This is a genomic window from Trinickia sp. LjRoot230 (assembly GCF_964253315.1).
Lineage (GTDB): Bacteria > Pseudomonadota > Gammaproteobacteria > Burkholderiales > Burkholderiaceae > Trinickia.
Map to the genome: position 1 here is coordinate 1941093 of NZ_CAXUQX020000001.1, position 23186 is coordinate 1964278.

Here is a 23186-nt window from a genome sequence, read left to right on the forward strand (position 1 = left end):
GGTGCTGAGCAATCGCAGCACAGCGGTGCGCATGCTGCGGTACAACCGGCGATCGGCCGAAGACGCGCTCGATGAGCTCATCGAATGGACGACGTATGATTCGCTGGACCGCGTCACATCCCGTGTCGATGCCCGTCTGTTCGCCTCGGGCTCACCGAACTTTGCCTATATCTCGTCGCTATCGGGTCGCGTGATTCGGACTGACAGCGTCGACGCGGGCACGCAGTGGACGCTATGCGATATAGATGGCCGTCCGGTGTGGGCGCTGGATGCGCGCCGCACGGGTACGACGCGAACATACGATGAACTGGGCCGGCCGCTGTCGCTTCAAGAGGCGCTCAAAGATCAACCACTTGCGACGCGCGAGGTATGGGTCTACGGCGAGAACCAGCCCGATGCGCAGGCACACAACCTGCGCGGACAGTGTGTCTATCGCTACGATGGCGCCGGCAAACTGAGTTGGACCGGGTTTCGATTGACGGGGCAGCCGCTTGATGAAACGCGCCAGTTATTGATCGATGCCGAAGCCGAGCCCGACTGGAAAGGCGGGGATGCGTCGGCGAATGCTGGCGCGCTGGATACGAGCGCATACACGAGTGCGTGGACGCACGATGCGACGGGTACATGGACGACGCAGACTGACGCAAAGTGCAATGTGCAGCGGCGCTATTTCGATGTGGCGGGTCGCCTTGCGAGCAGCAGCTTGATGCTGGCCGGCGGCACGGCGAAGCCGGTGCTTTCGGCGATCGACTACAGCGCGGCGGGCCAGGTGCTGAGTGAAACGGCGGGCAACGGCGCTCTCAGCACTCATGCCTACGAGCCGCAGACGCAGCGGCTGATTCGTTTGACCGTGACGCGTCCAGCCCAAGCGAGCCGCGCCACGACCGTGCAGGATCTGAGCTACACGTATGACCCGGTGGGCAACGTCGTGCAGATAAGCGATGCCGCGCAGGCGACTTCATACTGGCGCAACCAGAAGATCCAAGCGGCGCACACGTATGGTTATGACGCGCTGTACCAGTTGATCAACGCGACGGGGCGGGAGATGGCCAACCGCGTTCAGCAGTCCCAGGCGTTGCCGCCGGCGACGATACCGCTGCCTGCCGACGATTCAGTGTATGTGAACTACAGTCGCACCTACACCTACGATCGGGGGGGCAACCTCACGCAAATCCAGCACCAGGGCGCGGCCAATTACACACAGGCCATTGTGGTCTCGGACGCAAGCAACCATGCGATGTCGCAGAACGCGGCGTGCACCTTGAAGCCGGCCGACATCGACGGCAATGGCTGGTTCGACGCCGCGGGCAATGCCCAGTTCTTGTCGCCGGATCATACTCAGCCGCTTGGATGGAGCGGGCGCAATCGGCTGCAACGCGTGACGTTAGTCAAGCGGGATGGCCTTAACAACGACGACCGCGAGGCGTATCAATACGACAGCGACAACATGCGGGTGCGCAAGCGCATGACGACCCAGGCCAGAGGCGTGACGCGAACGGTCGAGGTAATTTATCTACCAGGCTTGACGCTGCGGGTGACCTCAAGCGGCGATGGTAAGACCATGACGGTGGTCGAAAGCCTGCAGGAAGTCAACAGCGAGGCGGGAAGCATCCACGCGCGTTGCCTGCATTGGGAGGTAGGACAACCGGCGAGCGCAACGGGCGACATGATGCGCTATGGAGCGAGCGATCCGATCAACTCGATCGGTTTGGAACTGGATGACCATGCGGCGCTGATCAGCCACGAGGAATACTACCCGTACGGCGGCACGGCAGTGTGGGCGGCGCGCAGCCAGATTGAAGCGGATACGAAGTTCGTGCGCTATTCGGGCAAGGAACGCGACGCGACGGGACTGTACTACTACGGTTACCGCTACTACCAGCCGTGGATCGGACGATGGCTGAACTCAGACCCGGCCGGTACTGTCGATGGGCTGAATCTCTATCGGATGGTCCGGAACAACCCTGTGACGCTGCTCGATAGTAATGGATTAACGCCGGATCAAGAGCCTGGAGTGCAGCCTCCGCTGACGCACGAGCAACGCGAGCGAGCTAAACAGAACTGGGGGCGTGTACGAAGTGTTGCTATGCGACTAACCGCCGGCAGTTTTAAAGGAGGACTGCCTCTCGATCCCGCGTACCATCTGGAGCGGCTTGATCCGCAGCATAGATACGGAAAAGCACTGGAGGGCTATCGCAAACAATGGGAAGGGTACGACACCGAGCACAATTTTTTCGATTGGTTGGAGCGGGCGCTCGCCGCAACGCCCAGAAACAGGCCGCATCTTGCTGGGGTTCGTTACTTACAGACTTCCACGGATCGAAATCAGCATAAAGTAGATTCGTTCGCCGGAAATACCGTGAGAGCTCCCTGGAATTTTCCGCGTGATCAAAGAGCAGCGATCCATAGGAGTGGGCAGGTGCGAGAGGCTATGTTTGTCATGGATAAGGACAATAACATCTACATAATGCATAAAGATAGATTTTATCGACACCACTCTTCGTTAATGGGAGGGGCGCAAGTTCGAGCCGCCGGCATGATCTCTATGGATCCTTATTGGAAAATCATCGGTGTCGAAGCGGAGAGCGGTCATTATCGACCGAAGCCCGGAAATCTCGCGATATTTTTAAAGGCGCTGCAACGTAGAGGTGCGGATTTAAATAGTATTTCAGCCAGCTACCGAGATAACGACGGCGTCCAGGTTAATGAGAATGCACATGCACTTGTCAAAAAATATGATAGTCAATTCCATGCGCATCGCGGTAATCCGCTCTGAGAGTGCGGCGAAACGATCGGAGCGGCGTGATTGCGTGACGAAAGGCGGCAAAGGCACATGAACGAGCGATCGACTGGTATCTGGTGTTTAACATCGGGCCATCGGTCCGCAATCGGAGCAGCTGCTGCGACGCCTCGGCTGCGACGATTAACACGCTTCACGAGGTCGAACCGATGAATAGGATGTGAATATGACTTCGTCGAATCCCGCTTTCGGTACTCCAACGATAACGGTGCTGAGCAACCGTGGCACAGCGGTGCGCATGCTGCGGTACAACCGGCGATCGGCCGAAAACGCGGTCGATGAGCTGATCGAATGTACGACGTATGATTCGCTGGACCATGTCGCATCCCGTATCGATGCGCGTTTGTGTGCCTCGGGCTCACCGAACTTCGCCTATATCTCGTCGCTATCGGGTCGCGTGATTCGGACTGACAGCGTCGACGCGGGCATGCAATGGACGCTGTGCGATATAGATGGCCGTCCGGTGTGGGCGCTGGATGCGCGCGGCACGGGTACGACGCGGACATACGACAAGCTTGGACGGCCGTGGACGATCGCCGAGACAGTGGAGACGGCAAGCGCGACGCGCGATGTGTGGATCTATGGTGAGCAACAAGTGGACGCCCAGGCGCACAACCTCAGAGGCCAGTGCGTGCGCCGCTATGACACCGCAGGCAAGCGAAGTTGGGGCGGATTTCGCTTGACGGGCCAGCCCCTCGACGAGACCTGTTGGTTGCTGGGCGATGCGGAGGCCGATCCTGACTGGTTCGGCCAGGACGACGAGAGTGCCTGGGTCAGCGAACTGGACGGGACGGCGTATCTGAGCACCTGGGTACACGACGCGATGGGGATGTGGGTAACGCAGACCGATGCAAAGAACAATGTCGAGCAGCGAGGTTTCGACGTTGCGGGGCGGCTCGCGAACAGCAGTTTGGCGCTGGCGGCGGGTGGGGTAGCGAAGCCAGTGCTTTCGGCGATCGATTACAGTGCGGCAGGTCGAGTACTCAGTGAAACGGCGGGCAATGGCGCTATCAGCAGCCATACCTACGAGCCACAAACGCAACGGCTGATCGGCCTCAAGGTGACGCGTGCGGCGCAGGCCAATCGCGCCACCGTCGTGCAAGATCTGAGCTATACGTATGACCCGGTGGGCAATGTTGTGCGAGTGAGTGACGCGGCGCAGGTGAACTCTTACTGGCGCAACCAGAAGATCGAGCCGGCGCGCATTTATGGCTATGACGCACTGTATCAGTTGATCAGCGCGACCGGCCGCGAGACGGCTAACCGAGGCGCGCAGACGGCGACCTTGCCCACGCCGACGATGCCGCTGCCGAGCGACGATTCGGTCTATGCGAACTACACGCGCACGTACACCTACGATACGGGTTGCAACCTCGCAACGATTCAGCACCAAGGGACGTCCAGCTACACGCAGGCGATTGTCGTATCCGACCGGAGTAACCACGCGGTATTGCAAGCTGCATCGTTGCAGTTGGGTCCTGGGGACATCGACAACGGCACATGGTTCGACGCGCGGGGCAACCAGCGGATGCTGGTGCCCGGTAGTGTGCAGCCGCTTGCGTGGGATAGCCGCAACCGGCTGCAGAAGGTGACGCTGATCAAGCGCAACGGGCCGGATGATGACCGGGAAACATATCAATACGACTGCGACGGCATGCGGGTGCGCAAACGCATGACGACCCAGGCCAAAGGCGTGATGCGAACGGTCGAGGTAATTTATCTACCAGGCTTGACGCTGCGGGTGACCTCAAGCGGCGATGGCAAGGCCATGACCGTGAGCGAGAAGCTGCAAGAGATCAGTTGCGAGGCGGGAAGCATCCACGCGCGTTGCCTACATTGGGAGGTAGGGCAACCGGCGAGCGTGACGGGCAACGTGATGCGCTATGGAACGAGCGATCCAATCAACTCGATCACGGTGGAACTCGATGCCAATGCCGAATTGATCAGCCGAGAGGAATACTACCCGTATGGCGGCACGGCGGTATGGACAGCGCGCGGTCAAGTCGAGGCGGATACCAAGTTCGTGCGGTACTCAGGCAAGGAGCGCGACGCGACGGGGTTGTATTACTACGGTTATCGATACTATCAGCCCTGGGCTGGACGATGGTTGAACACAGATCCGGCCGGCACTGTCGATGGATTGAACCTTTACCGCATGGTACGAAACAACCCTGTGACGCTGGCCGACAACGATGGGCTCGTTGCCGATGTGTCTGGGTCCAAAAAGGTGGTTTCCGACACCGTCGAAAACGACAGCGCCGAGGCAACTAAATCAGCCGATGGTTTACCCAACATGCTCGAAAGCACGTCGAATCACGGAGATGTTTCGCCGTTACCCGGTGCCCAAATTAACGATAGGCCGCTTGACCCGTCCGCCGCCACGCGCGCCGAACGCAAGCAGATCTTTCAGAATTCGTGTGGGGCGGCGAGTCTGCTATGCGTCGCGAAGGAACTCGGTATCGAGAAAATACCGGCTTACCAAGGTTCATTGAGCGAACTTGGAGGCGGTAATCTCGAGCTTAACCACGAGAGCGAGCAAGATCTCTTCACGATCACGAGCGGGATGACGACGCAGCGTCGGCAAAGCCGCAGCATACAAGAAGCCGGATACTCACTGCCGCAACATCTTTTGTTCGCAGGGCGATTGCTCGGACTTGAAATGGAAATTCACGAGCAGCCTGGACCGCTCTCATCGGCGCTCAATTGGTTATACCCCAATGTCAAGAAAGAGCTCCCTCCCGGTACCGTCGTCAAACCGGACGCGCCGGAACTGCGTCACGGCGAGGCGGAACTCAAAGCGCTGGCAGTAACGATTGCTAAAGTGCCGATAGGCCTGCATTGGGTCATGCATCGCGCCGACGGTAGTTATATGGACCCCGCAACAGGCAAGACCGCTGAAAATTTCGATGAAATGCAGCGAAACATGCGAGCGGAGTCCGCATGGTTCGCGGGTTACCAAGATACCGGTATATCGATCGTCGCTCGCAAGAACCGATGATCGGGCGCTGGATGCCATACAGCGAATCGTTATCGAATGCGACAGATCGTCGGGGCAACCCTGGTTGACACTCGTCTTTCGGCTACATTTAATGAGCGGGGGTTCAGCGCGCTCGCTGTGCTTCAATCGACTGCGCCTCGGGGGCGCTTATCGGTTACTCAACAATCATTCTCGGGGGTTTGGATGAACAAGACGGAACTGATCGACCACATCGCAGAACAAGCCGACTTATCGAAAGCGGCTGCGGGACGCGCGCTCGACGCGGTCATTGCCGGCGTCAAGAGCACGTTGAAAAAGGGTGGCTCGGTGACGTTGGTTGGCTTCGGCACATTTGCGGTGGGTAAGCGTACCGCACGTACGGGGCGCAACCCGCGCACCGGAGCGGCGATCAAGATCAAGGCGGCGAAGGTTCCGAAATTCAAGCCTGGCAAAGCGCTAAAAGATGCGCTAAACTAGCGGGCTCGTTGACTGGCATGCGCTGAAGCACTGTATCGCTGCCGGCTAGCGTGATTTGACATGATGTCGCACCGTAGCGCGAACGGGTGCTTAGCTCAGTTGGTAGAGCGGCGCCCTTACAAGGCGTAGGTCGGGAGTTCGAGCCTCTCAGCACCCACCATTCCGTTTCGCGAATCGCTTCCAGGCAGTTCCATAGTGTTCTGCAGCAGTATCCCAAAACCCGCATAGCCATAGGCTCTGCGGGTTTTTTGTTGCCGTTGGACTTGGACAGCCCAAGGGGACCGCAGTCGGCGATTAGAACTCGCACATTGATCGTTGCATTTTCCGTTTGGCGAGGGTGTCTTCGATCTCCCTCAAGCGCGCGCGATTGGCGCCGGACACCTTTCGAATTTGCGCTGTTTGATGGTCTCGGCTTCTGCTGCGTCAAGCGCATTTGCGGCGAGCGCCACGGTTAGCGCGCGTACGTCTAGTTCCCCGAGCACACTCCGATAGGTCCACCATCGCTTGAAATCGATCGGGCCAGGTTCGGTGCTGCGTCGTCGTCGTCGGTAAATTCCCTATGTCCACGTCGTTTCAACGTATGAAGCAAAGGCCTGGCGCCACTGCCGCAGCACACTCCCTGCCGTCCCGAATCCCGCGCCACTAAAAGGTTCCGCCCAGAAGAGACGATTCCGCCTAGTTTTCAACGACGCTTCGTGTATTCGGTGCATAACCGCAGGTAGGGAAAAAGGCGAAGGAAATGTATCGGGACACATTCAATTGGCTTGGTACGCTTGAATCAATGCAATAGACGGCATGACCTGCCCCGGGAATCTGAGACCAGCTTGAACTAGGATAATGGCGCATCCACGTGGAGCGCGTCATGAAGAAGAGTCGATTCAGCGATGAGCAGATTGTTCGGATTTTGCGGGAGGCAGACAGTGCGCCGATTGCCGAGGTGGCGAAGCGCCACGGCGTGAGTGACGCGTCAATCTACGCGTGGCGCAAGCGTTTCGGAGAGATGGTCAGCGACGACGTGAGGCGTCTGAAGGCCCTGGAGCTGGAGAACAATCGGCTGAAGAAGCTGGTCGCTGAGCGGGATCTCGAGATTGAGGTCATGAAGGAGATTTCGGGAAAAAAGTGGTGAGCGCACAGGTGCGCCGCGAGCAGGCCCGCTATGCGATTTCGCGCGGGTTGAGCCAGCGGCGTGCGTGTGCGCTGATCCAGGTCAGCCGCGCCAATCTCGGCTACATGAGCAGGATGCCGGGCAAGAACGCTCCAGTAGTTGAGACGATGCGGAGGCTCTCAGGAGACTATCCGCGTTTCGGCTCGCGCAGGATCCGCATCATGCTCGCTCGCGAAGGCATAGTCGTAGGCAAGGAACGCTGCAGCCGGTTGTGGGCGCAGGCAGGGCTGCAGGTGCCTCGCAAGCGGCGCCGGCGTCGTGTTGCCGGCTCGCGCCCGCGGCCACTTGTACCGGAGATGCGCAATGCCGTGTGGAGCTACGATTTTGTCTTTGACGCGTGTGCCAATGGACAGCAGCTGAAGTGTCTGACGGTCGTAGACGAATACACGCGTGAATGTCTGGCAATCGACGTTTCCGGCTCGATCCGGTCTGGACGCGTCATTGAGGTGTTGAGCCGGCTGATCAGTGTTCACGGTGCACCGCGATACATGAGAAGCGACAATGGTCCCGAGTTCGTGAGTTCTGCGTTGCTCAAGTGGATCGTGTCGGAGAAAATTGAGTCGGCGCTGATCGATCGTAAGCGTTATTTCGAGGCCGCATCGACAGCGTAGCCGCGTGAGTCCAAAGTGATGCCCATCACTTCGAGTAGTGGGGACCACTTTGATGACAGAGATCGACAGTGCAAAGAGCCGCAAAGGGCGGCCGAATTACACACCTGAATTCCGGCGTGAGGTTGCGATAGCAGCGTGCGAGTCAGGCATCTCGGTGGCGAAGCTCGCACAGTCGCGCGGCCTGAATCCGAACATGGTGTTCAAGTGGCGCAGGCAGTATCGTGCCGGTCTGCTGGACAGTAAGACGGCGAGCAAGGCGGCGGTGTTTGTTCCGGTGGCGATATCGCCGGATGAGTCGACGGCGGTTTCGTCGCTGCCGTTGCCAACGGCGCAATTGCCATTACGCGCACAGGAAGCAGCACCCTCAAGTATTGAGATCGGACTCAATGGCGCACGCGTGTGGGTGAACGGGAAGGTCGATCCGGCTCAGTTGCGACTGGTGCTGCATTGTCTGAGGTCGGCATGATCGCGCTGCCGACCGGCACCCGCATCTGGCTAGCCGCAGGCGTCACCGACATGCGCCGTGGCATGGATGGTCTGGCGGCACTGGCCCAGGTGGCGCTCGAGCAAGACCCGTTCTCGGGCCACGTGTTTGCGTTCCGTGGTCGCCGGGGTGATCTGCTCAAGCTGCTGTGGTGGAGTGGCGATGGAATGAACCTGTACGTCAAGCGGCTGGAGCACGGTCGTTTCATCTGGCCGCAAGCTGACGCGGGATGCCTCCACCTGTCGGCAGCACAATTGTCGATGCTGCTCGAAGGCATCGACTGGCGACGCCCGCAACGAACGTGGAGGCCCACATGCGCCGCGTAAATTTGCTCCCGCGTCTGCGTGTGCTTGATAAAATTCCGGGCATGCCAGCCAGCCGGTTCCCCGACGACATCGACACCCTTAAGCGCATGCTTGCCGTGCGCGAAGAAACTATCGCACGCCTGCTGGCCGAGATCTCGCGCCTGAAGCGTTGGCAGTATGGTCGGTCGTCGGAACGCATGGTGGAACTGACGGGACAACTGCAGCTCGCGCTCAGTGACTGGCCGCTGCCGCAGCCCGATGAGGTGTCTGCGCCGCCTCCTGAACCCGAGCAGGATGAACGGGTGAGCACGACAGCACCGGTGGTTCCATTGCGCCGCCGCGCACGCGCATTTCCTGCGCATCTGCCGCGCGAGACCATCGAGCACAAGCCGCAGCATTGCGACTGTCCCGAATGCGGCGGGCGGTTGCGCAAGCTGGGGGAAGACGCCTCCGAGATGCTGGATTACGTGCCAGGGTACTTCCGGGTGATTCGCCACGTGCGTCCCCGGCTAAGCTGCCGCCGCTGTGCAAAGGTGGTCCAGGAAGCGGCGCCGTCGCGCCCGATCGCACGCGGCATGGCCGGTGCGGGTCTGCTGGCACAGGTGGTGGTCGCCAAGTATGCTGACCATACGCCGTTGTACCGGCAGGCAGGAATCTATCGCCGCGCCGGCATTGACCTCGAGCGGGCTACGCTGGCCTCATGGGTTCGCGAGTGCGCCAAGCTACTGCAGCCGCTGGCCGATGCCGTTGGCCGGTATGTGCGCGAGGCGCAAAAAATCCATACGGACGATACCCCCGTTCCGGTACTCGAGCCCGGGCGTGGCAAGACCCGCACGGCACGGTTGTGGACGTATGTGCGCGATGATCGGCCGGCGGGCAGCCGGGCGCCGCCGGCCGTCTGGTACCGATACTCGCCCGACCGGAAGGGCGAGCGACCCCGTACGCATCTGCAGGGCTGGTCGGGCATCCTGCAGGCGGATGCGTACAGCGGCTACGATGCGCTGTATCGCGATGGCATGATCATCGAGGCCGCGTGCTGGGCGCATGTGCGGCGCAAGTTCTACGACCTGTACGAGCTGGAGCGTTCGCCGGTGGCACAGGAGGCACTTGGCCGCATCGCGGCTCTGTATGCCATCGAGCGCGAGATTCGCGGCCGAAAGCCGGCGTTGCGGCAGTCGGTGCGTATGGCACGGGCGCTACCGCTTGCCCGTGCGCTGAAGGACTGGTTGGAGCACACGCTCGCGCAGGTCTCGGCGAAGTCGAGCCTGGGGCGTGCCATCCGGTATGCGCTGGGGAACTGGCCTGCGCTGGTGCGCTACTGCGAAGACGGGCGCATCGAGATCGACAACAACACGGCGGAACGCGCGATCCGGCCGCTCGTGATCGGCCGGCGCAATTACCTGTTTGCCGGTTCTGACGGTGGTGGACAAAGTGCGGCGGTCATCTACAGCCTAATCGGCACGGCACGCCTGAATGGTGTCGAACCGTATGCTTACCTGCGCACAGTGTTCGAGCGCATTGCCGATCATCCCATCAACCGAATCGATCAGTTGCTGCCGTGGCGTTTGATGCCGGCGCAGCAGCCGCTCCAGCAGGCTGCGTGACGATGGCATCAACTCGCAAACCCGCGGTACGCGCGGTCAATTCACCGGCACCGGTCTATCAGTTGCACATTGAGCTGAAGTATCTGAAGCCGGCAGTCTGGAGACGGGTGCTGGTTCCCGCCTCGATCAGACTACCGAAGCTGCACGTTGTGTTGCTGCTGGCAATGGGCTGGGAGGGTGGCCACCTGCACGAATTCATGTTCGGCGACACCAACTACGGTGTACCCGATCTGGACTTCCCGAGTGACCCGCCGATGCTTAACGAGGCGCGAGTGACCTTGGACCGTGCGCTGGGTACGCGCAAGTCGTTCACTTACCTCTACGATTATGGTGACAACTGGCAACATCGTGTGAAGATCGAGAAGGTCCTGCCGACTGATCCGGAGTTGCGCTCGCCTATCTGCTTGGATGGCCGCAATGCCTGTCCGCCGGAAGATGTTGGCGGTGGACCCGGCTACATCGAGTTCCTCGATGCGATCATCGACCCCGCTCATGAGGAACACCAGCAGTTGCTCGACTGGTGTGGCGGTGGCTTCGATCCAGCAGCCTTCGACCTTCACACCGCCAACGAACGCCTCTTCGAGATCAAATTCTGATCGTCAAGACGGCCGCCAAATGTCGCTTACGATCGATCCAGGCAAGCCATGGCAGAACGGAACGAACGAAAGCTTTAACGGAAAATTCCGCGACGAGTGTCTGGCCATGGAGTGGTTTCGCAACCGAATCGAAGCGAAAATTGTGATTGACGACTGGCGCCGGCACTACAACGAAGTCAGACCCCATTCGAGCCTAAACTACGAGACGCCGCTGGCGTACCGCCAGCGGCTAGAAAGCAGTTCAACCAACGCCGTTATTGCTAGAACGGAATGGTCTTAAAAAACCGGGCAGGTCAGGCAGCTATCCATTAGCGATTGGCCACCAGCGACAACTGATGCAATCAGGCGCGTCGGAATATTCGCTGCTCGATACGGGCAGCGCTAAATACACGAACACGAGTGCCCGGTGGATTACAAAAACAGACGAGACCAAGGATGGTTGCTTCGACCGAAGGCTACCTAATCGCGGCCCTTGATTTCTTGAACTTGCCAGTTGGGAAGAAAGCATACCCCCGAATAGGATGGTTGCTTCGACCGAAGGCTACCTAATCGCGGCCCTTGATTTCTTGAACTTGCCAGTTGGGAAGAAAGCATACCCCCGAATCTGACATTCGCACCGCAGGACGTCGTCGAGTCCGGCGCGATCAATGCGAAAGCCGTCTCGCCGGTTGCGACCTCGGTTGCAGTGCCCGGTTCCGATATTCTGACGGTCCACCGCCTATCGAAAATTTTCGGTCCGAAACCGGAGCGCGCGTCCGATTTGATCAAGCAGGGTCTGGGGCGCGATGAAATCTTCAAGCGCACGGGCAATATGGTTGCTGTCAACGACGTCAGCCTCAGCGTCAAAGCGGGCGAGATTTTCGTCATCATGGGGTTGTCGGGTTCCGGTAAATCGACGCTGGTTCGTCTGCTCAACCGCCTGATCGAGCCGACCTCCGGTCAGGTCATTCTCGAAGGCCGCGATATTGCGCCGATGTCCACGGTGGAGTTGCGCGACGTGCGCCGCAAGAAGATGGCAATGGTGTTCCAGTCTTTTGCACTGCTGCCGAATCGTACGGTACTCGACAATATTTCCTACGGGCTGGAAGTCGCGGGTATGAAAAAGGCGGAGCGCTACGAGATCGCTCGTACCGCACTGACACGCGTTGGCCTCGGTTCGTACGAAAAACTCTTGCCCGATGAGCTGTCGGGCGGTATGCAGCAGCGCGTCGGTCTTGCGCGTGCGCTCGCGGTGAATCCTTCTGTGCTTCTGATGGACGAGGCATTCTCCGCTTTAGATCCACTGATTCGGCACGAGATGCAGAGTGAACTGCTGCGGCTCCAAAAGAAAGAGCAGCGCACCATCGTTTTCATCTCACACGACATCGAGGAAGCGATCAAGATCGGCGGCCGGATCGGCATCATGAAAGACGGCTGCCTGATTCAAGTCGGCACGCCGGCGGAATTGATCCAATCGCCGGCCGACGACTACGTGCGGGACTTTTTCCGCCATGTCGACGTCTCGCGCTTCCTCAAAGCTTCCAGCCTGTTGGCCGGTGTCGAGCGAGGGGTGATCGCGTGCGACGTGGGGGCGCCCGCCGATCGTTACCTCAATCAACTCATCGACAGTGGCGTCGAGTGCGGTTACGTCTGCGACGACTCGGGACGCTTCCAAGGCGGCGTAACACCTGCATCGCTGCACAAGGCCGGCGCGCGCCCCATCCGAGAAGCATTCATCCCGGACTTGAAAGCGGTTGCGCTGGATGCGGACCTGCACGATCTTGCGGCGATCGCCCTGGCCCAGCGACACGACGTACCGGTCGTCGATGCGCTCGGGAAGCTCGCGGGCGTGGTGTCGTGCCGCACGATATTGAAGCAGGTTATGGAACGGAGGGCGGGATGAATAATTCGTCAGCGATCGGCTCGTTCGCAGAGAACGCCGTCAATTTTCTCTTCCATCATTTCCGGGGCGGCTTTGATGCGTTTTCCGCCGCACTGGGCGCAGTAGTCAAGCTGTTGGAGGCAGGCCTTGGGGCGATTCCGTTCATCGTCATGCTCGTGATTTTTGTCGCGCTGGCATTGTGGCGCCGTGGCATCGTATTCGCTGTGTTCGTCGGCCTCGCGCTGCAAGCCATTCATTACATGGGGTTGTGGACGCAGACTGTGTCCACACTTGCACTCGTTATTGCTGCCACGTTTTTCAGTCTCGTCATCGGCGTGCCGCTCGGCATCTGGGGGGCTCGAAACAAACGGATCGAAATGATTCTGCGCTCGCTGCTCGATTTCATGCAGACGATGCCGGCATTTGTCTATCTGATTCCGGCCGTCATCTTATTTGGCCTGGGGCGCGTGCCCGCGGTGATCGCGACCGTGGTCTTTGCGATGCCGCCGGTGGTGCGTCTGACGACGCTAGGCATTCGGCAGGTTCGCGAAGAATTGCTGGAAGCCGGTCGCTCATTCGGAAGCACTGACTCGCAACTGCTGTGGAAGATTCAGTTGCCGAACGCGCTGCCGTCGATTATGGCGGGTGTGAATCAAACCATCATGATGGCGCTATCGATGGTCGTGATTGCGTCGATGATCGGTGCCGGCGGTCTTGGCGAGTATGTTCTCAGCGGCATTCAACGCCTGGATATCGGTATCGGATTCGAGGGCGGTTTGGGTGTCGTACTGCTCGCCATCGTGCTTGACCGGCTCACCGAAAGCTTCGGTGTGAAGGCAAAAAAGAAAACGAAATCCGTCACCCGGACGGTGAAGCCGCAGGCAAGCGGCGCGGCAAGCAACTGACAGGCAAAGGCCGTGGTTGGGCCGGCTGCTGCAGCGGTGGCCGGAGAGTCGGCGACATCCGTCGAATGGTGATCATCTCTTTGATAGCTAAGGGGTACTAAATGAAAAGCGGTTTATTAAAGTCACTTCTCGCGAAGCTGGCGATATCGACGGTCGTTGCTGTGAGGATCGGCGTCGCGCCCGCGATGGCTGCCGAACCCGTGAAGGTAGCGGTAACTAACTGGGCTGACGTGCTGGCTGTGGCAAACGTCGCCAAGTATGTGCTCGAGAACAATCTCAACCAGCCCGTTCAATTCGTGCAGGCCGATATCGGTATCCAGTATCAAGGTGTTGCACGCGGGGATCTGGACATCATGGTCGGGGGCTGGCTGCCCGTCACGCATGCGACTTACTACGCCCGATACAAGAACGACATGGACGATGTTGGCGTTATCTACACCGGCGGCAAGAACGGCTGGGCTGTCCCTGCCTATGTGCCGGAGTCCGAGCTGTCGTCGATCACCGATCTGAACAAGCCCGAGGTCAAGAGCAAGCTCAACGCGACCATTCAGGGTATTGAGCCAGGTGGTGGTTTGATGCAGGCATCGGAAAAGACGGTTAAAGCTTACAACCTGGCCGGATACAACCTGCAAGCGTCGAGCGAAGCCGGCATGCTCGCCGCGGTGTCGCGCGCCTATCAGTCCAACCAATGGGTCGTCGCAACGGTATGGAGCCCACATTGGCTCTTCCAGAAGTGGAAGATGCGCTACCTGAAGGATCCGAAGGGCACGCTCGGCGGAGAAGAGCATATCCATGCCTTTGCATCGAAGCAGTTCGCGACCAAATTCCCGCGCGTCAATGTGTTCTTCAAACACTTCAAGCTGACGCTCGCCGATGTCGAAGCGATCGAGTTCGACGGCAACACCTCGAACGACTACGCAGCGGCGGCGAAGAAGTTTGTCAATGCGCATCCTGAAAAGCTGAAGGCCTGGTTGCAGCAGTAAGCCGAAGGTCGACGCCGGTGAATGCGTACGTTGCATACATTCACGGACGGCTTCGACCTGTATTGCGGCGGGCGAGAGAGCGCCCGCCTTCCCAACGATGATTGCAGTCTCGTAAGGACTGCGTCTTGCGATTATTTTCGGGAGTTAGCAGTGAACGAACACGCGCGCTTTTTTTCTGAAACGCTACAAAGCCGTGACCCAGTCATCGCGTCTGAGATCGCGCTTGAGTTGCGCCGCCAGCAAACGCAGATCGAGTTGATCGCCTCAGAGAACATCGTCTCGGCTGCCGTGATGGAGGCGCAAGGGACGGTGCTGACGAACAAGTATGCCGAGGGTTATCCGGGCAAGCGCTACTACGGCGGCTGCGAACACGCCGACCGAATCGAGGCATTGGCCATCGATCGGGTCAAGGCGCTCTTTGAAGCCGAGTACGCAAACGTACAACCGCATTCGGGCGCACAGGCAAACGGCGCGGTCATGCTTGCGCTGGTCAAACCGGGCGACACAGTCATGGGCATGTCGCTCGACGCTGGAGGCCATCTTACGCATGGCGCGCGCCCGGCGCTGTCCGGCAAATAGTTCAACGCGGTGCAGTACGGCGTGAGTCCGGAAACATACCGCATCGATTACGACAACCTTCGCGCGCTTGCGCAAGCGCAGCGCCCGAAGCTGATCATCGCCGGCTATTCGGCGTATCCGCGCGCGCTAGATTTCGCAGCGTTGCGCGACATCGCGGACAGCGTCGGTGCGCTGTTGATGGTCGACATGGCCCACATCGCGGGTATCGTCGCCGCCGGACGGCACGAGAATCCGGTTCGCTTCGCGGACGTGGTGACCTCGACGACGCACAAGACGCTTCGTGGGCCGCGCGGGGGCTTCATCGTCACGAACAACGGCGAGATCGCCAAAAAAATCAATTCATCGGTGTTCCCTGGATTGCAGGGCGGCCCGCTGATGCACGTCATTACCGGCAAAGCAGTGGCGTTCGGCGAAGCGCTGCGCCCGGAGTTCACGGCCTATATCGATCAGGTGCTGCTCAATGCCCAGGCGCTCGGCAAAGTGCTCAAGGCGGGCGGGCTCAGCCTCGTGACCGGCGGTACAGATAACCATTTGCAGTTGGTTGATTTGCGCCCGAAGGGGCTCACGGGAACGCAGGCGGAGAAGGCGCTGGAACGCGCCGGCATTACGTGCAACAAGAACGGCATTCCGTTCGATACGCAAAGCCCGACGGTCACGTCCGGCATCCGGCTCGGCACGCCAGCCGGCACGACGCGCGGCTTCGGCACGGCTCAATTCGAGCAGATAGGCGAAATGATTCTTGAGGTCTTGTCAGCGCTGGAGCAAGAGCCAGGCGGCGACGACCAGGTCGAGCGTGCGGTGCGCGCTCGAGTGAGAGATCTCTGCGCGCAGTTCCCGATTTACTCGCACGCGGTGGACGTCGTATGACGAGCGGTCGCGTATGACCGTCGGCTCCGGTGTTTCGATTGTCGATTTGAAGATTACTGACGGGAGAAAATGAAATGAGCTTCGAGGGTGTACATACGCCTCTCGTGACGCCGTTCAAGGCGGATGGCGAGATCGATCATGACTTGCTCGGCAAGCACGCCGCCAATCTGGCCGGCCGTGTCTCGGGCCTTGGCGTTGGCGGAACGACGGGTGAGTACTATGCGCTGAGTTTCGACGAGCGCGTGGCGACGTTCAATACGGTTGCCGAGGCAGCCGGCGGCAAGACGTATTTGACCGCGGGCATCAATGCGACGACGACGCGCGAAGTCGTACTCCTCGGCCAGCAAGCAAAGCGCGCCGGAGTGCAGGCGTTGCTGGTCGCCGCCCCGTACTACGCGCAGCCGACGCAGGAAGAACTGCTCGTTCATCTGTTGAAGGTAGATGACGCGCTCGACATGCCCATCATGCTCTATAACTTTCCGGCCAGGACAGGAACGGAAATCAGCGACGGCGTGCTCGAAAAGCTGCTCGAGCGTCCGAATTTCCAAGCCATGAAGGAAAGTACCGGCGACATCGCGCACCTGCATCACCTGGCCACGCACTTCAGGGACCGGCTGACGCTCAGTTGCGGCATGGACGACCAGGCCCTCGAATTCTTCGCATGGGGCGCAAAGAGCTGGGTCGGCGGCGCCTCCAACTTCTTGCCGGAAGCGCACACGGCGCTATTCGATGCATGCGTGAACAACAGCGACTTCACGTTGGGCCGCAAACTAATGGCACAACTTCTGCCCGTCCTTGAGCTGCTCGAGCGCAGCGGCAAATTTATTCAATACGTTCGCTATGGCTGTGAACTGGCAGGTTTGCCGGTCGGTGTGGCACGTGCGCCCCTTGGTGGGCTCTCCGACGATGAGCGCGGTGCGTTTGCGAAGCTCATCAAACCGATGCTGCGTAGTGCTCGATAACTCGCATGACCTCGAAACTGGAATTTGCGCGATTTCCCTCTCCGGACGGCGTGAACGGATGGTGGGAAAGTCTGCCGCCAGCGGCGCCGCCCGAGATTGTCGTGTCCGACCAACGATACGATTGGGTCGTCATCGGCGGAGGCATTACAGGGTTGTGCGCTGCGCGCCGCCTGGCCGAACTCGCGCCCGATGCTTCGATCGCATTGGCGGAAGCTGACCGAATAGGACGCACGACTGCTGGACGTAATTCCGGTTTCTTCGTCGACTTGCCACACGCCATTAGCAGCGAAAGCTATTCGCGCAGTGTGGAAGCCGACAAGGCAGACGTGCGGCTCCAGCGGCATGGCATTGACTATGTTCGTTCGATCGTGCGTCAGCACAACATCGATTGCGATTGGCGCGACGACGGCAAATTTCATGCAGCAGTCAACAAAAAAGGGCGGAACGCGCTTGTCCACTTTGCTGATGGTTTGGGTCGCATAGGCGAGCCGTGCGAATGGCTCGATGAGGCTGCAATCGGCAGGGTCACGGGTACCGGTTTCTAAAAGAGTGCGCTTTTCACCCCCGGATGCACCACGGTTCAACCGGCTGCGTTGATGCGGGGCCTTGCAGCGACGCTACCTGCGAACGTGAAGGTCTTCGAAATGAGTGCGGTAAAGGAAATCAATGATCGCCGCGATGTGAAAACGCTGACCTTCGCTCGCGGAACGATCACAGCCAAGCGCGTCATTCTGTGTACTAACGCCTATGCGGCAAAGTTCGGCGGGCATCAGAACGGCTTGCTGCCCGTCTACACGTTTGCATCGATGACGCGCGTGATGACACCCAGCGAGATCGCCAGCCTCAGCGGCTCGCATTCATGGGCGCTCATTCCGGCGGATCCGATGGGCACCACCGTTCGGCGCCTGGCGAGCCATCGCATTTGCGTGCGCAATCATTTTGCGTTCAGGCCAAGCCTTGAAGTCACTGAATGCGATCTGGCGAAGGCTAAGAGCCTGCACCAGCGCTCGTTCGACCGGCGCTTTCCGATGCTCGAAAAATTGGAACTCGAATATACCTGGGGCGGCGGCTCGTTCCTTTATCACATCGACAACAATCAGGTGATGGTGGGCTTCGTCGTCGGGCTTGGCTACACCAATCCGTACCTCTCGCCGTTCGAGGAATTCCAGCGCTATAAAACGCACCCCGAGATCCGCAAGTTCCTCGAAGGCGGCAAGCGCATCTCGTATGGCGCGCGTGCGATGACGGCCGGCGGCGTGCTGTCGCTGCCCAAGTTCGTATTCCCGGGCGGCGCGCTTGTGGGCGACGATGCCGGCTTTTTGAACCCCGCGCGCATCAAGGGCAGCCATGCGGCCATCAAGAGCGGCATGCTCGCGGCGCAAGCGGCATTCGACGCTGTGCAGACGGGCCGCCAAAGCGACGAACTATCGGCCTACCCAGACGCGTTCAAGCAATCGTGGCTGCACACGGAGCTTTATCGCGCGCGCAACTTCAAGCAGTGGATGAGCAAGGGTCTGTACCTGGGCACGCTGATGGTGGGCATCGAGCAAAAGCTGCTCGGCGGGAACGTGCCGTGGACGCTCCATCATCGGCATCGCGATCACGAGATGCTGAAACCGGCTTCCGAATGCACGCCGATCGTCTATCCGAAGCCCGACGGCAAGCTCACGTTCGATCGGCTCTCGTCGGTGTTCCTGTCGAACACCAACCACACGGAACACCAGCCCGCGCATTTGACGCTGAAAGACCCATCGGTGCCCGTCGACGTGAACCTTCACATCTATGCGGGCCCCGAAGGGCGCTACTGCCCGGCGGCCGTGTATGAGTTCGTCAAAAGCGAGCGCGGCGGCGATCGCCTGATCATCAATGCGCAGAACTGCGTGCATTGCAAAACCTGCGATATCAAGGATCCGGCGCAGAACATCGTCTGGGTCGCTCCCGAAGGCGGCGGCGGGCCGAATTACCCGTATATGTGAGTGCCGGCGACGACGGTCCCGTTCTTCGGCTAACCGAGTACATTCAACCCATTCAACGCGCAACCGCATCCGCGTTCGCCCGGTCCGTTTGCAGCAGCGTCATGCGCGCAAACACGTCGACGACCCAGTCCGAAAACACGCGCACCTTACGCGGCAAGTGACGATTGCGCGGATACATGATCGAAACGGGGCGCGCAGGCGAGGGATAGTCTTTCAGAATTTGGCACAGCGCGCCGGTCTCGATATAGGGCGCCAGCGGAAACACCGGTCCCTTCAGTAGGCCCAGACCGTACAGGCCGCAGGTCACGTAAGCATCGACCTCGTTGACGGCAATCATGCTGCGCATGTCGATGGTTTCCACCGCATCGTCGACCAGGAAATCCCATCCCCGCACCCGGCCGGTATTGCTCGACACATAGTTGACGGCGATATGCTCGCGCAGCTCGTCGAGCGTTTTTGGTTCGCCGTACTTTTCGAGGTAAGAGGGCGCCGCGCACGTGACGCGCGGGATGTTGCCCAGACGGCGTGCCACCAAGCCCGAATCTTCGAGGTCGCCCGTGCGGATCACACAGTCCACGCCTTCTTCGATGACATCGACTTGCCGGTCGCTCAGGCCCATTTCGATTTGAATGTCCGGGTACAGGGCGAAGAATTCAGGCAACACGGGGACGATCATCGTTTTTGCAATGAGCGACGGCAAGTTCACCTTGAGCTTTCCTTTCGGGCTCAGTTTCGCGTGCGTGAGTTCGGCTTCCATCTCATCGACTTCGGCCAGCACGCGAATACAGCGCTCGTAGTACGCCTCACCGTCTTCCGTGACGCTGATGCTGCGCGTCGTGCGGTTCAGCAGCCGAGCGCCGAGATGCGCCTCGAGCGCTTGGACCATGCGCGAGACCTGCGGCGTGGCCAGCTGCAGCGATTCGCCGGCTTTGACGAAGCTGCGCGATTCGACCACGCGTGTGAAGACTTTCATTGCAGCAAAGCGGTCCATGGTAGGCCTCCGATTGTTCTTTCTGGTGCACCAGTGAATTCTGAAATCGACTATTTATCCGTTCCGGCGTGCCGCCTACACTGGTCTCACCGCTGCAGATAGACCATTGCAGCTTCGTAAAAACAGTTATTCGGAGGTCGTCATGAAATCGTTCATCAAGCCTATTGCCATCGCGGTTGCACTTGGCGCACCGGTCGTCGCGTTTGCTCAATCGAATCAGCAGCCTCTCACTCGGGCGGAAGTCCGTGCGGATCTCGAACGCGTAATGAAAGCGGGCTATAACCCTGCGGACTGGATGCATTATCCACAAAATATTCAGGCGGCCGAAGCGCGCGTCGCGGCTGAAGACGCGGCCCAGGGCACGGCGCAAGCCGCCGCGCTGCAGACCGATGCTAACGGCGTAGGGGGCGTGCAAGGTAATACCGAATCCGGTCGTCGCACCGAGCGCGCCGCGAGCGCTTATTCGCCGCCGGTTTATCAGCACAACTAATTAACGGTATGGTGAGGCTGCCTCCAAGAAGGGCAGCCTCGTGACTGCAGCGCCAAGCGGCGCGACTTTTCCCGGTGGTTTTGCCCAGACTCATGTCTGGGCTTTTTTGTATTCGTCAGCAAACGGACGTCAAACAAGCGTCAACGTGACGTCGATGTTATTGCGCGTTGCATTCGAATACGGGCAGACGATGTGCGCTTTTTCGACAAGCGATTGCGCCACGCCGTGCTCGATGCCGGGCAACGAGATCTTGAGCTCCACCTCGATTCCGAAGCCGGTGGGAATAGCGCCGATGCCGACGCTGCCTTCGATCGAGACATCAGCGGGCAGTGCAATCTTTTCGCGCGCGGCAACGAATTTCAACGCGCCGAGAAAACACGCGCTATAGCCGGCCGCGAACAATTGCTCCGGATTCGTGCCGTCTCCGCCGGCACCGCCCAACTCGCGCGGAGTCGTCAGTTTCAAATCAAGGTTGCTTGCGGGGACGACTGCCCGGCCATCGCGGCCACCAGTGGCACGGGCATGAGCGCGGTAGAGCACTTTTTCGATCGACATAGTAAAGCTCCTTTCAAGTGGCGGGGTGGGTGGTACTGCATCGAATCAATTCGTTTTATCTACTGATAGATAGATAAAACGATCAACAAAACCGCGACAACTCCTTGTTCTTTGGGCTTGGCTTGACATAGCTGAATCGGCTTACTTAGGAGTCCTCCACGATGTTTCAATGTCTTCCAGACGGCTCTTCGTATGGAACAACCGGCTCGTAATGACGCTGCCTTGGAACGCGGCAAAAAGCGCTCGGGCAGCCTGCTCCGGCTTGCCGGCCACGGCCACCGTTCCTTCGCGCAAGCCCTGTGCCAACACTTTCGCCAACCAACTTTCATTCGCTTTGAAGAACGCCTGAACTGCAAGCCGGACGCTCTGCGGCAACGAGGCGATATCGGCTGCCAGCATGCCGCACAGGCAAATCTGTTCGCCGTCGCCAAGCACGCGGCCGAACATCTTGCCGTATTTCGCAAGTTTGATGTCGGCCGGCAATGCGAGTTCCAGCGACTGAACGGCTTGCATCACTTCATTGCTATAGGCGTTGACCGCTTCGAGCACAAGATCGTCTTTCGACGGAAAGTAGTAGTGAATGCTCGACGTCTTCACGCCGATCAACGCCGATAGGTCGCGATAACTAAACCCGTTATAACCACGCACCATCATCAGTGTGATGGCATGTTCGAGAATTTGTTCGCGGACAGTCTTCGTCGTTTCCATGCAAGCATCCTATCTACCAGTAGATAGGATGTCAAGTGCTTGCCCGCGTCGTGAAGAGTCGGCTAGGAAATATCGATCAGCGGGTCATAGGTATAAAAGCCTTGTACCCGACCTTGGTTGTTGACGATCATGAAGTTGAGGTAGTACTGCACGCGTCCTTGTTCGAGTATTTCGGATTGCCAGAAGCAATCGTGGCCGTTTCCTGTTCCCAACGAAAGTCGCTTTTGCTCGGGCGCCGTCAATAACGTGCCGCCGGCAACGAAATTGAACTTGGTAATCAAGCATTGATTGTTTGAACCGAGCGATATGTCTTGCATTCGCCATCTGAGGAGGTCGACGTCCGTCTCGCCTTCTTCTTTTGCTTTCATCACAAGGTAGCCGGACGCGTTACCCTGTTCGACGCGCTCGCCTCTCACGGTCACATAGATGTTCTCGTGGAAACCGGGAACCCCCGGGTTGAGCGCGGTATTGGTTCCGTATGTATTGATTACAAACTGTGAATCGACGATCACCGCGATGTTGGCAATGGACATAGGTGCCTCTCTGAATTCTTTCGATGAACCGCATGCTCGGTGTGGCGCGGCGACATGCGCCGATCATTGGATGAGCACGGACGGTTGGGTCGCTCCGGAGCCGATTCGGTAATACCCTTGCGTGGCGCCATGATGGTCCACGATCTTGACGTCGATCTGATAGGGTGCCGTGCCCGATCCTTTCACTGCAGCTTCCCAATATTGATCGATCATCGGCTGTGCGGTCAGCTTCGACGCATCGCCGGGGTCGACCAAATCAGTGTGATAGGAATTGCAGGGTGCGCTGTTCTGCGTTGCGGCCGCCATGCAGTCCACCCCTGCGTCGAACGACACCGCGTCGATAACGCATCGGTAATCGCTGTTCATCGAAAGTGTGCGGGCTCGCCAACGAACCACCGGCCGGCTTCCTTCGCTGCCCGCCGGCGCGACGATTCGAAGGCCGAAGAGGGCGCGTCCGCCGCCATACGCCCCTGCGACGATGAGCCCACCGTAGTCTTCGGCAAGCACCGTCGGGCTGCTTTGCGTATTGTTTGTTCCGTATTTGGCTAGTACATCGTCGGCGCAGACGAGTGCCACTACGTCGATGATCACGCCCATTTTCAGCTCCCGAACGTCGCAAATGTGGAGTCGATGATAGGCGGACCGCAAGCGAGAAAACCTCGGTGAATAGCTAGTGGCGGACAGTGCAGCGGACGTATAGGGTTCCGCGTCGCACATGCTATTGCACGGCAATTCCAACTACCGTCTATGCCGCTCT

The 23186-nt window shown here is 59.2% G+C and carries 18 protein-coding genes, 1 tRNA gene and 4 pseudogenes; 18 read left to right on the forward strand and 5 right to left on the reverse strand.

Annotated elements, in window-relative coordinates; all coding sequences use genetic code 11:
- Position 1 precedes the first annotated feature (1 nt).
- From ACSQ20_RS09045 to ACSQ20_RS09125, 17 genes and pseudogenes are all read left to right on the forward strand, one after another.
- Positions 2 to 2776, forward strand: coding sequence for an RHS repeat-associated core domain-containing protein (locus tag ACSQ20_RS09045; protein WP_436019113.1), 2775 nt, complete (start codon positions 2 to 4; stop codon positions 2774 to 2776).
- A 190-nt stretch (positions 2777 to 2966) separates the two neighbouring features.
- Positions 2967 to 5798, forward strand: coding sequence for an RHS repeat-associated core domain-containing protein (locus ACSQ20_RS09050; RefSeq protein ID WP_436019115.1), 2832 nt, complete (start codon positions 2967 to 2969; stop codon positions 5796 to 5798).
- Positions 5799 to 5981: 183 nt separating this feature from the next.
- Complete coding sequence (locus ACSQ20_RS09055; protein ID WP_436019117.1) at positions 5982 to 6254, forward strand: HU family DNA-binding protein; 273 nt, start codon at positions 5982 to 5984, stop codon at positions 6252 to 6254.
- 84 nt (positions 6255 to 6338) lie between these two features.
- Positions 6339 to 6414 (forward strand) — tRNA-Val (locus ACSQ20_RS09060).
- Positions 6415 to 7116: 702 nt separating this feature from the next.
- Positions 7117 to 7994 (forward strand): annotated as a pseudogene (locus ACSQ20_RS09065) (IS3 family transposase); the annotation flags it as partial.
- Between the two features lie 88 nt (positions 7995 to 8082).
- Complete coding sequence (gene tnpA / locus ACSQ20_RS09070) at positions 8083 to 8496, forward strand: IS66-like element accessory protein TnpA (protein ID WP_436019119.1); 414 nt, start codon at positions 8083 to 8085, stop codon at positions 8494 to 8496.
- On the forward strand, positions 8493 to 8840 hold the full coding sequence (gene tnpB / locus ACSQ20_RS09075) for an IS66 family insertion sequence element accessory protein TnpB (RefSeq protein ID WP_436019121.1): 348 nt from the start codon (positions 8493 to 8495) through the stop codon (positions 8838 to 8840). The genes tnpA and tnpB overlap by 4 nt, the downstream gene beginning before the upstream one ends.
- A 41-nt stretch (positions 8841 to 8881) precedes the next feature.
- Positions 8882 to 10423, forward strand: a complete 1542-nt coding sequence (gene tnpC, locus ACSQ20_RS09080) for an IS66 family transposase (protein WP_436022998.1) — start codon at positions 8882 to 8884, stop codon at positions 10421 to 10423.
- Between the two features lie 2 nt (positions 10424 to 10425).
- A complete protein-coding gene (locus ACSQ20_RS09085) occupies positions 10426 to 11019 on the forward strand; it encodes a plasmid pRiA4b ORF-3 family protein (RefSeq protein WP_436019123.1) in 594 nt (197 codons plus the stop codon).
- A 31-nt stretch (positions 11020 to 11050) separates the two neighbouring features.
- Positions 11051 to 11299: pseudogene (locus ACSQ20_RS09090) on the forward strand (integrase core domain-containing protein); the annotation flags it as partial.
- 312 nt (positions 11300 to 11611) lie between these two features.
- Complete coding sequence (locus tag ACSQ20_RS09095) at positions 11612 to 12901, forward strand: quaternary amine ABC transporter ATP-binding protein (protein WP_436023000.1); 1290 nt, start codon at positions 11612 to 11614, stop codon at positions 12899 to 12901.
- Positions 12898 to 13785, forward strand: coding sequence for an ABC transporter permease (locus tag ACSQ20_RS09100; protein ID WP_436019125.1), 888 nt, complete (start codon positions 12898 to 12900; stop codon positions 13783 to 13785). Before ACSQ20_RS09095 ends, ACSQ20_RS09100 begins: the two co-directional genes overlap by 4 nt.
- Positions 13786 to 13886: 101 nt before the next feature.
- Positions 13887 to 14768, forward strand: coding sequence for a glycine betaine ABC transporter substrate-binding protein (locus ACSQ20_RS09105; protein WP_436019127.1), 882 nt, complete (start codon positions 13887 to 13889; stop codon positions 14766 to 14768).
- Positions 14769 to 14918: 150 nt separating this feature from the next.
- A pseudogene (glyA, locus tag ACSQ20_RS09110) lies at positions 14919 to 16214 on the forward strand (serine hydroxymethyltransferase).
- A 74-nt stretch (positions 16215 to 16288) separates the two neighbouring features.
- Positions 16289 to 17176, forward strand: a complete 888-nt coding sequence (locus ACSQ20_RS09115; RefSeq protein ID WP_436019129.1) for a dihydrodipicolinate synthase family protein — start codon at positions 16289 to 16291, stop codon at positions 17174 to 17176.
- Between the two features lie 5 nt (positions 17177 to 17181).
- Positions 17182 to 18408: pseudogene (locus tag ACSQ20_RS09120) on the forward strand (NAD(P)/FAD-dependent oxidoreductase); the annotation flags it as partial.
- A gap of 9 nt (positions 18409 to 18417) precedes the next feature.
- Positions 18418 to 19152 (forward strand): electron transfer flavoprotein-ubiquinone oxidoreductase, encoded by a 735-nt coding sequence (locus ACSQ20_RS09125; RefSeq protein ID WP_436023002.1) that lies wholly within the window; start codon positions 18418 to 18420, stop codon positions 19150 to 19152.
- Positions 19153 to 19204: 52 nt separating this feature from the next.
- On the opposite strand, the gene ACSQ20_RS09130 is transcribed toward ACSQ20_RS09125, so the two are convergent.
- Positions 19205 to 20143 carry a LysR family transcriptional regulator gene (locus ACSQ20_RS09130; protein ID WP_436019131.1) on the reverse strand — a complete coding sequence of 313 codons (939 nt, stop codon included), beginning with the start codon at positions 20141 to 20143 and terminating at the stop codon, positions 19205 to 19207.
- A 142-nt stretch (positions 20144 to 20285) separates the two neighbouring features.
- Between ACSQ20_RS09130 and ACSQ20_RS09135 the strand changes: the two genes are divergently transcribed.
- A complete protein-coding gene (locus ACSQ20_RS09135) occupies positions 20286 to 20633 on the forward strand; it encodes a DUF4148 domain-containing protein (protein ID WP_436019133.1) in 348 nt (115 codons plus the stop codon).
- Between the two features lie 129 nt (positions 20634 to 20762).
- Here the strand turns inward: ACSQ20_RS09135 and ACSQ20_RS09140 are convergent, their stop codons facing one another.
- From ACSQ20_RS09140 to ACSQ20_RS09155, 4 genes are all read right to left on the reverse strand, one after another.
- On the reverse strand, positions 20763 to 21188 hold the full coding sequence (locus tag ACSQ20_RS09140; RefSeq protein ID WP_436019135.1) for an organic hydroperoxide resistance protein: 426 nt from the start codon (positions 21186 to 21188) through the stop codon (positions 20763 to 20765).
- 141 nt (positions 21189 to 21329) lie between these two features.
- Positions 21330 to 21896 (reverse strand): TetR/AcrR family transcriptional regulator, encoded by a 567-nt coding sequence (locus ACSQ20_RS09145; protein WP_436019137.1) that lies wholly within the window; start codon positions 21894 to 21896, stop codon positions 21330 to 21332.
- Between the two features lie 62 nt (positions 21897 to 21958).
- Positions 21959 to 22429 carry an AidA/PixA family protein gene (locus tag ACSQ20_RS09150; protein WP_436019139.1) on the reverse strand — a complete coding sequence of 157 codons (471 nt, stop codon included), beginning with the start codon at positions 22427 to 22429 and terminating at the stop codon, positions 21959 to 21961.
- Positions 22430 to 22492: 63 nt separating this feature from the next.
- On the reverse strand, positions 22493 to 23026 hold the full coding sequence (locus tag ACSQ20_RS09155; RefSeq protein ID WP_436019141.1) for an AidA/PixA family protein: 534 nt from the start codon (positions 23024 to 23026) through the stop codon (positions 22493 to 22495).
- Between the last annotated feature and the right edge of the window lie 160 nt (positions 23027 to 23186).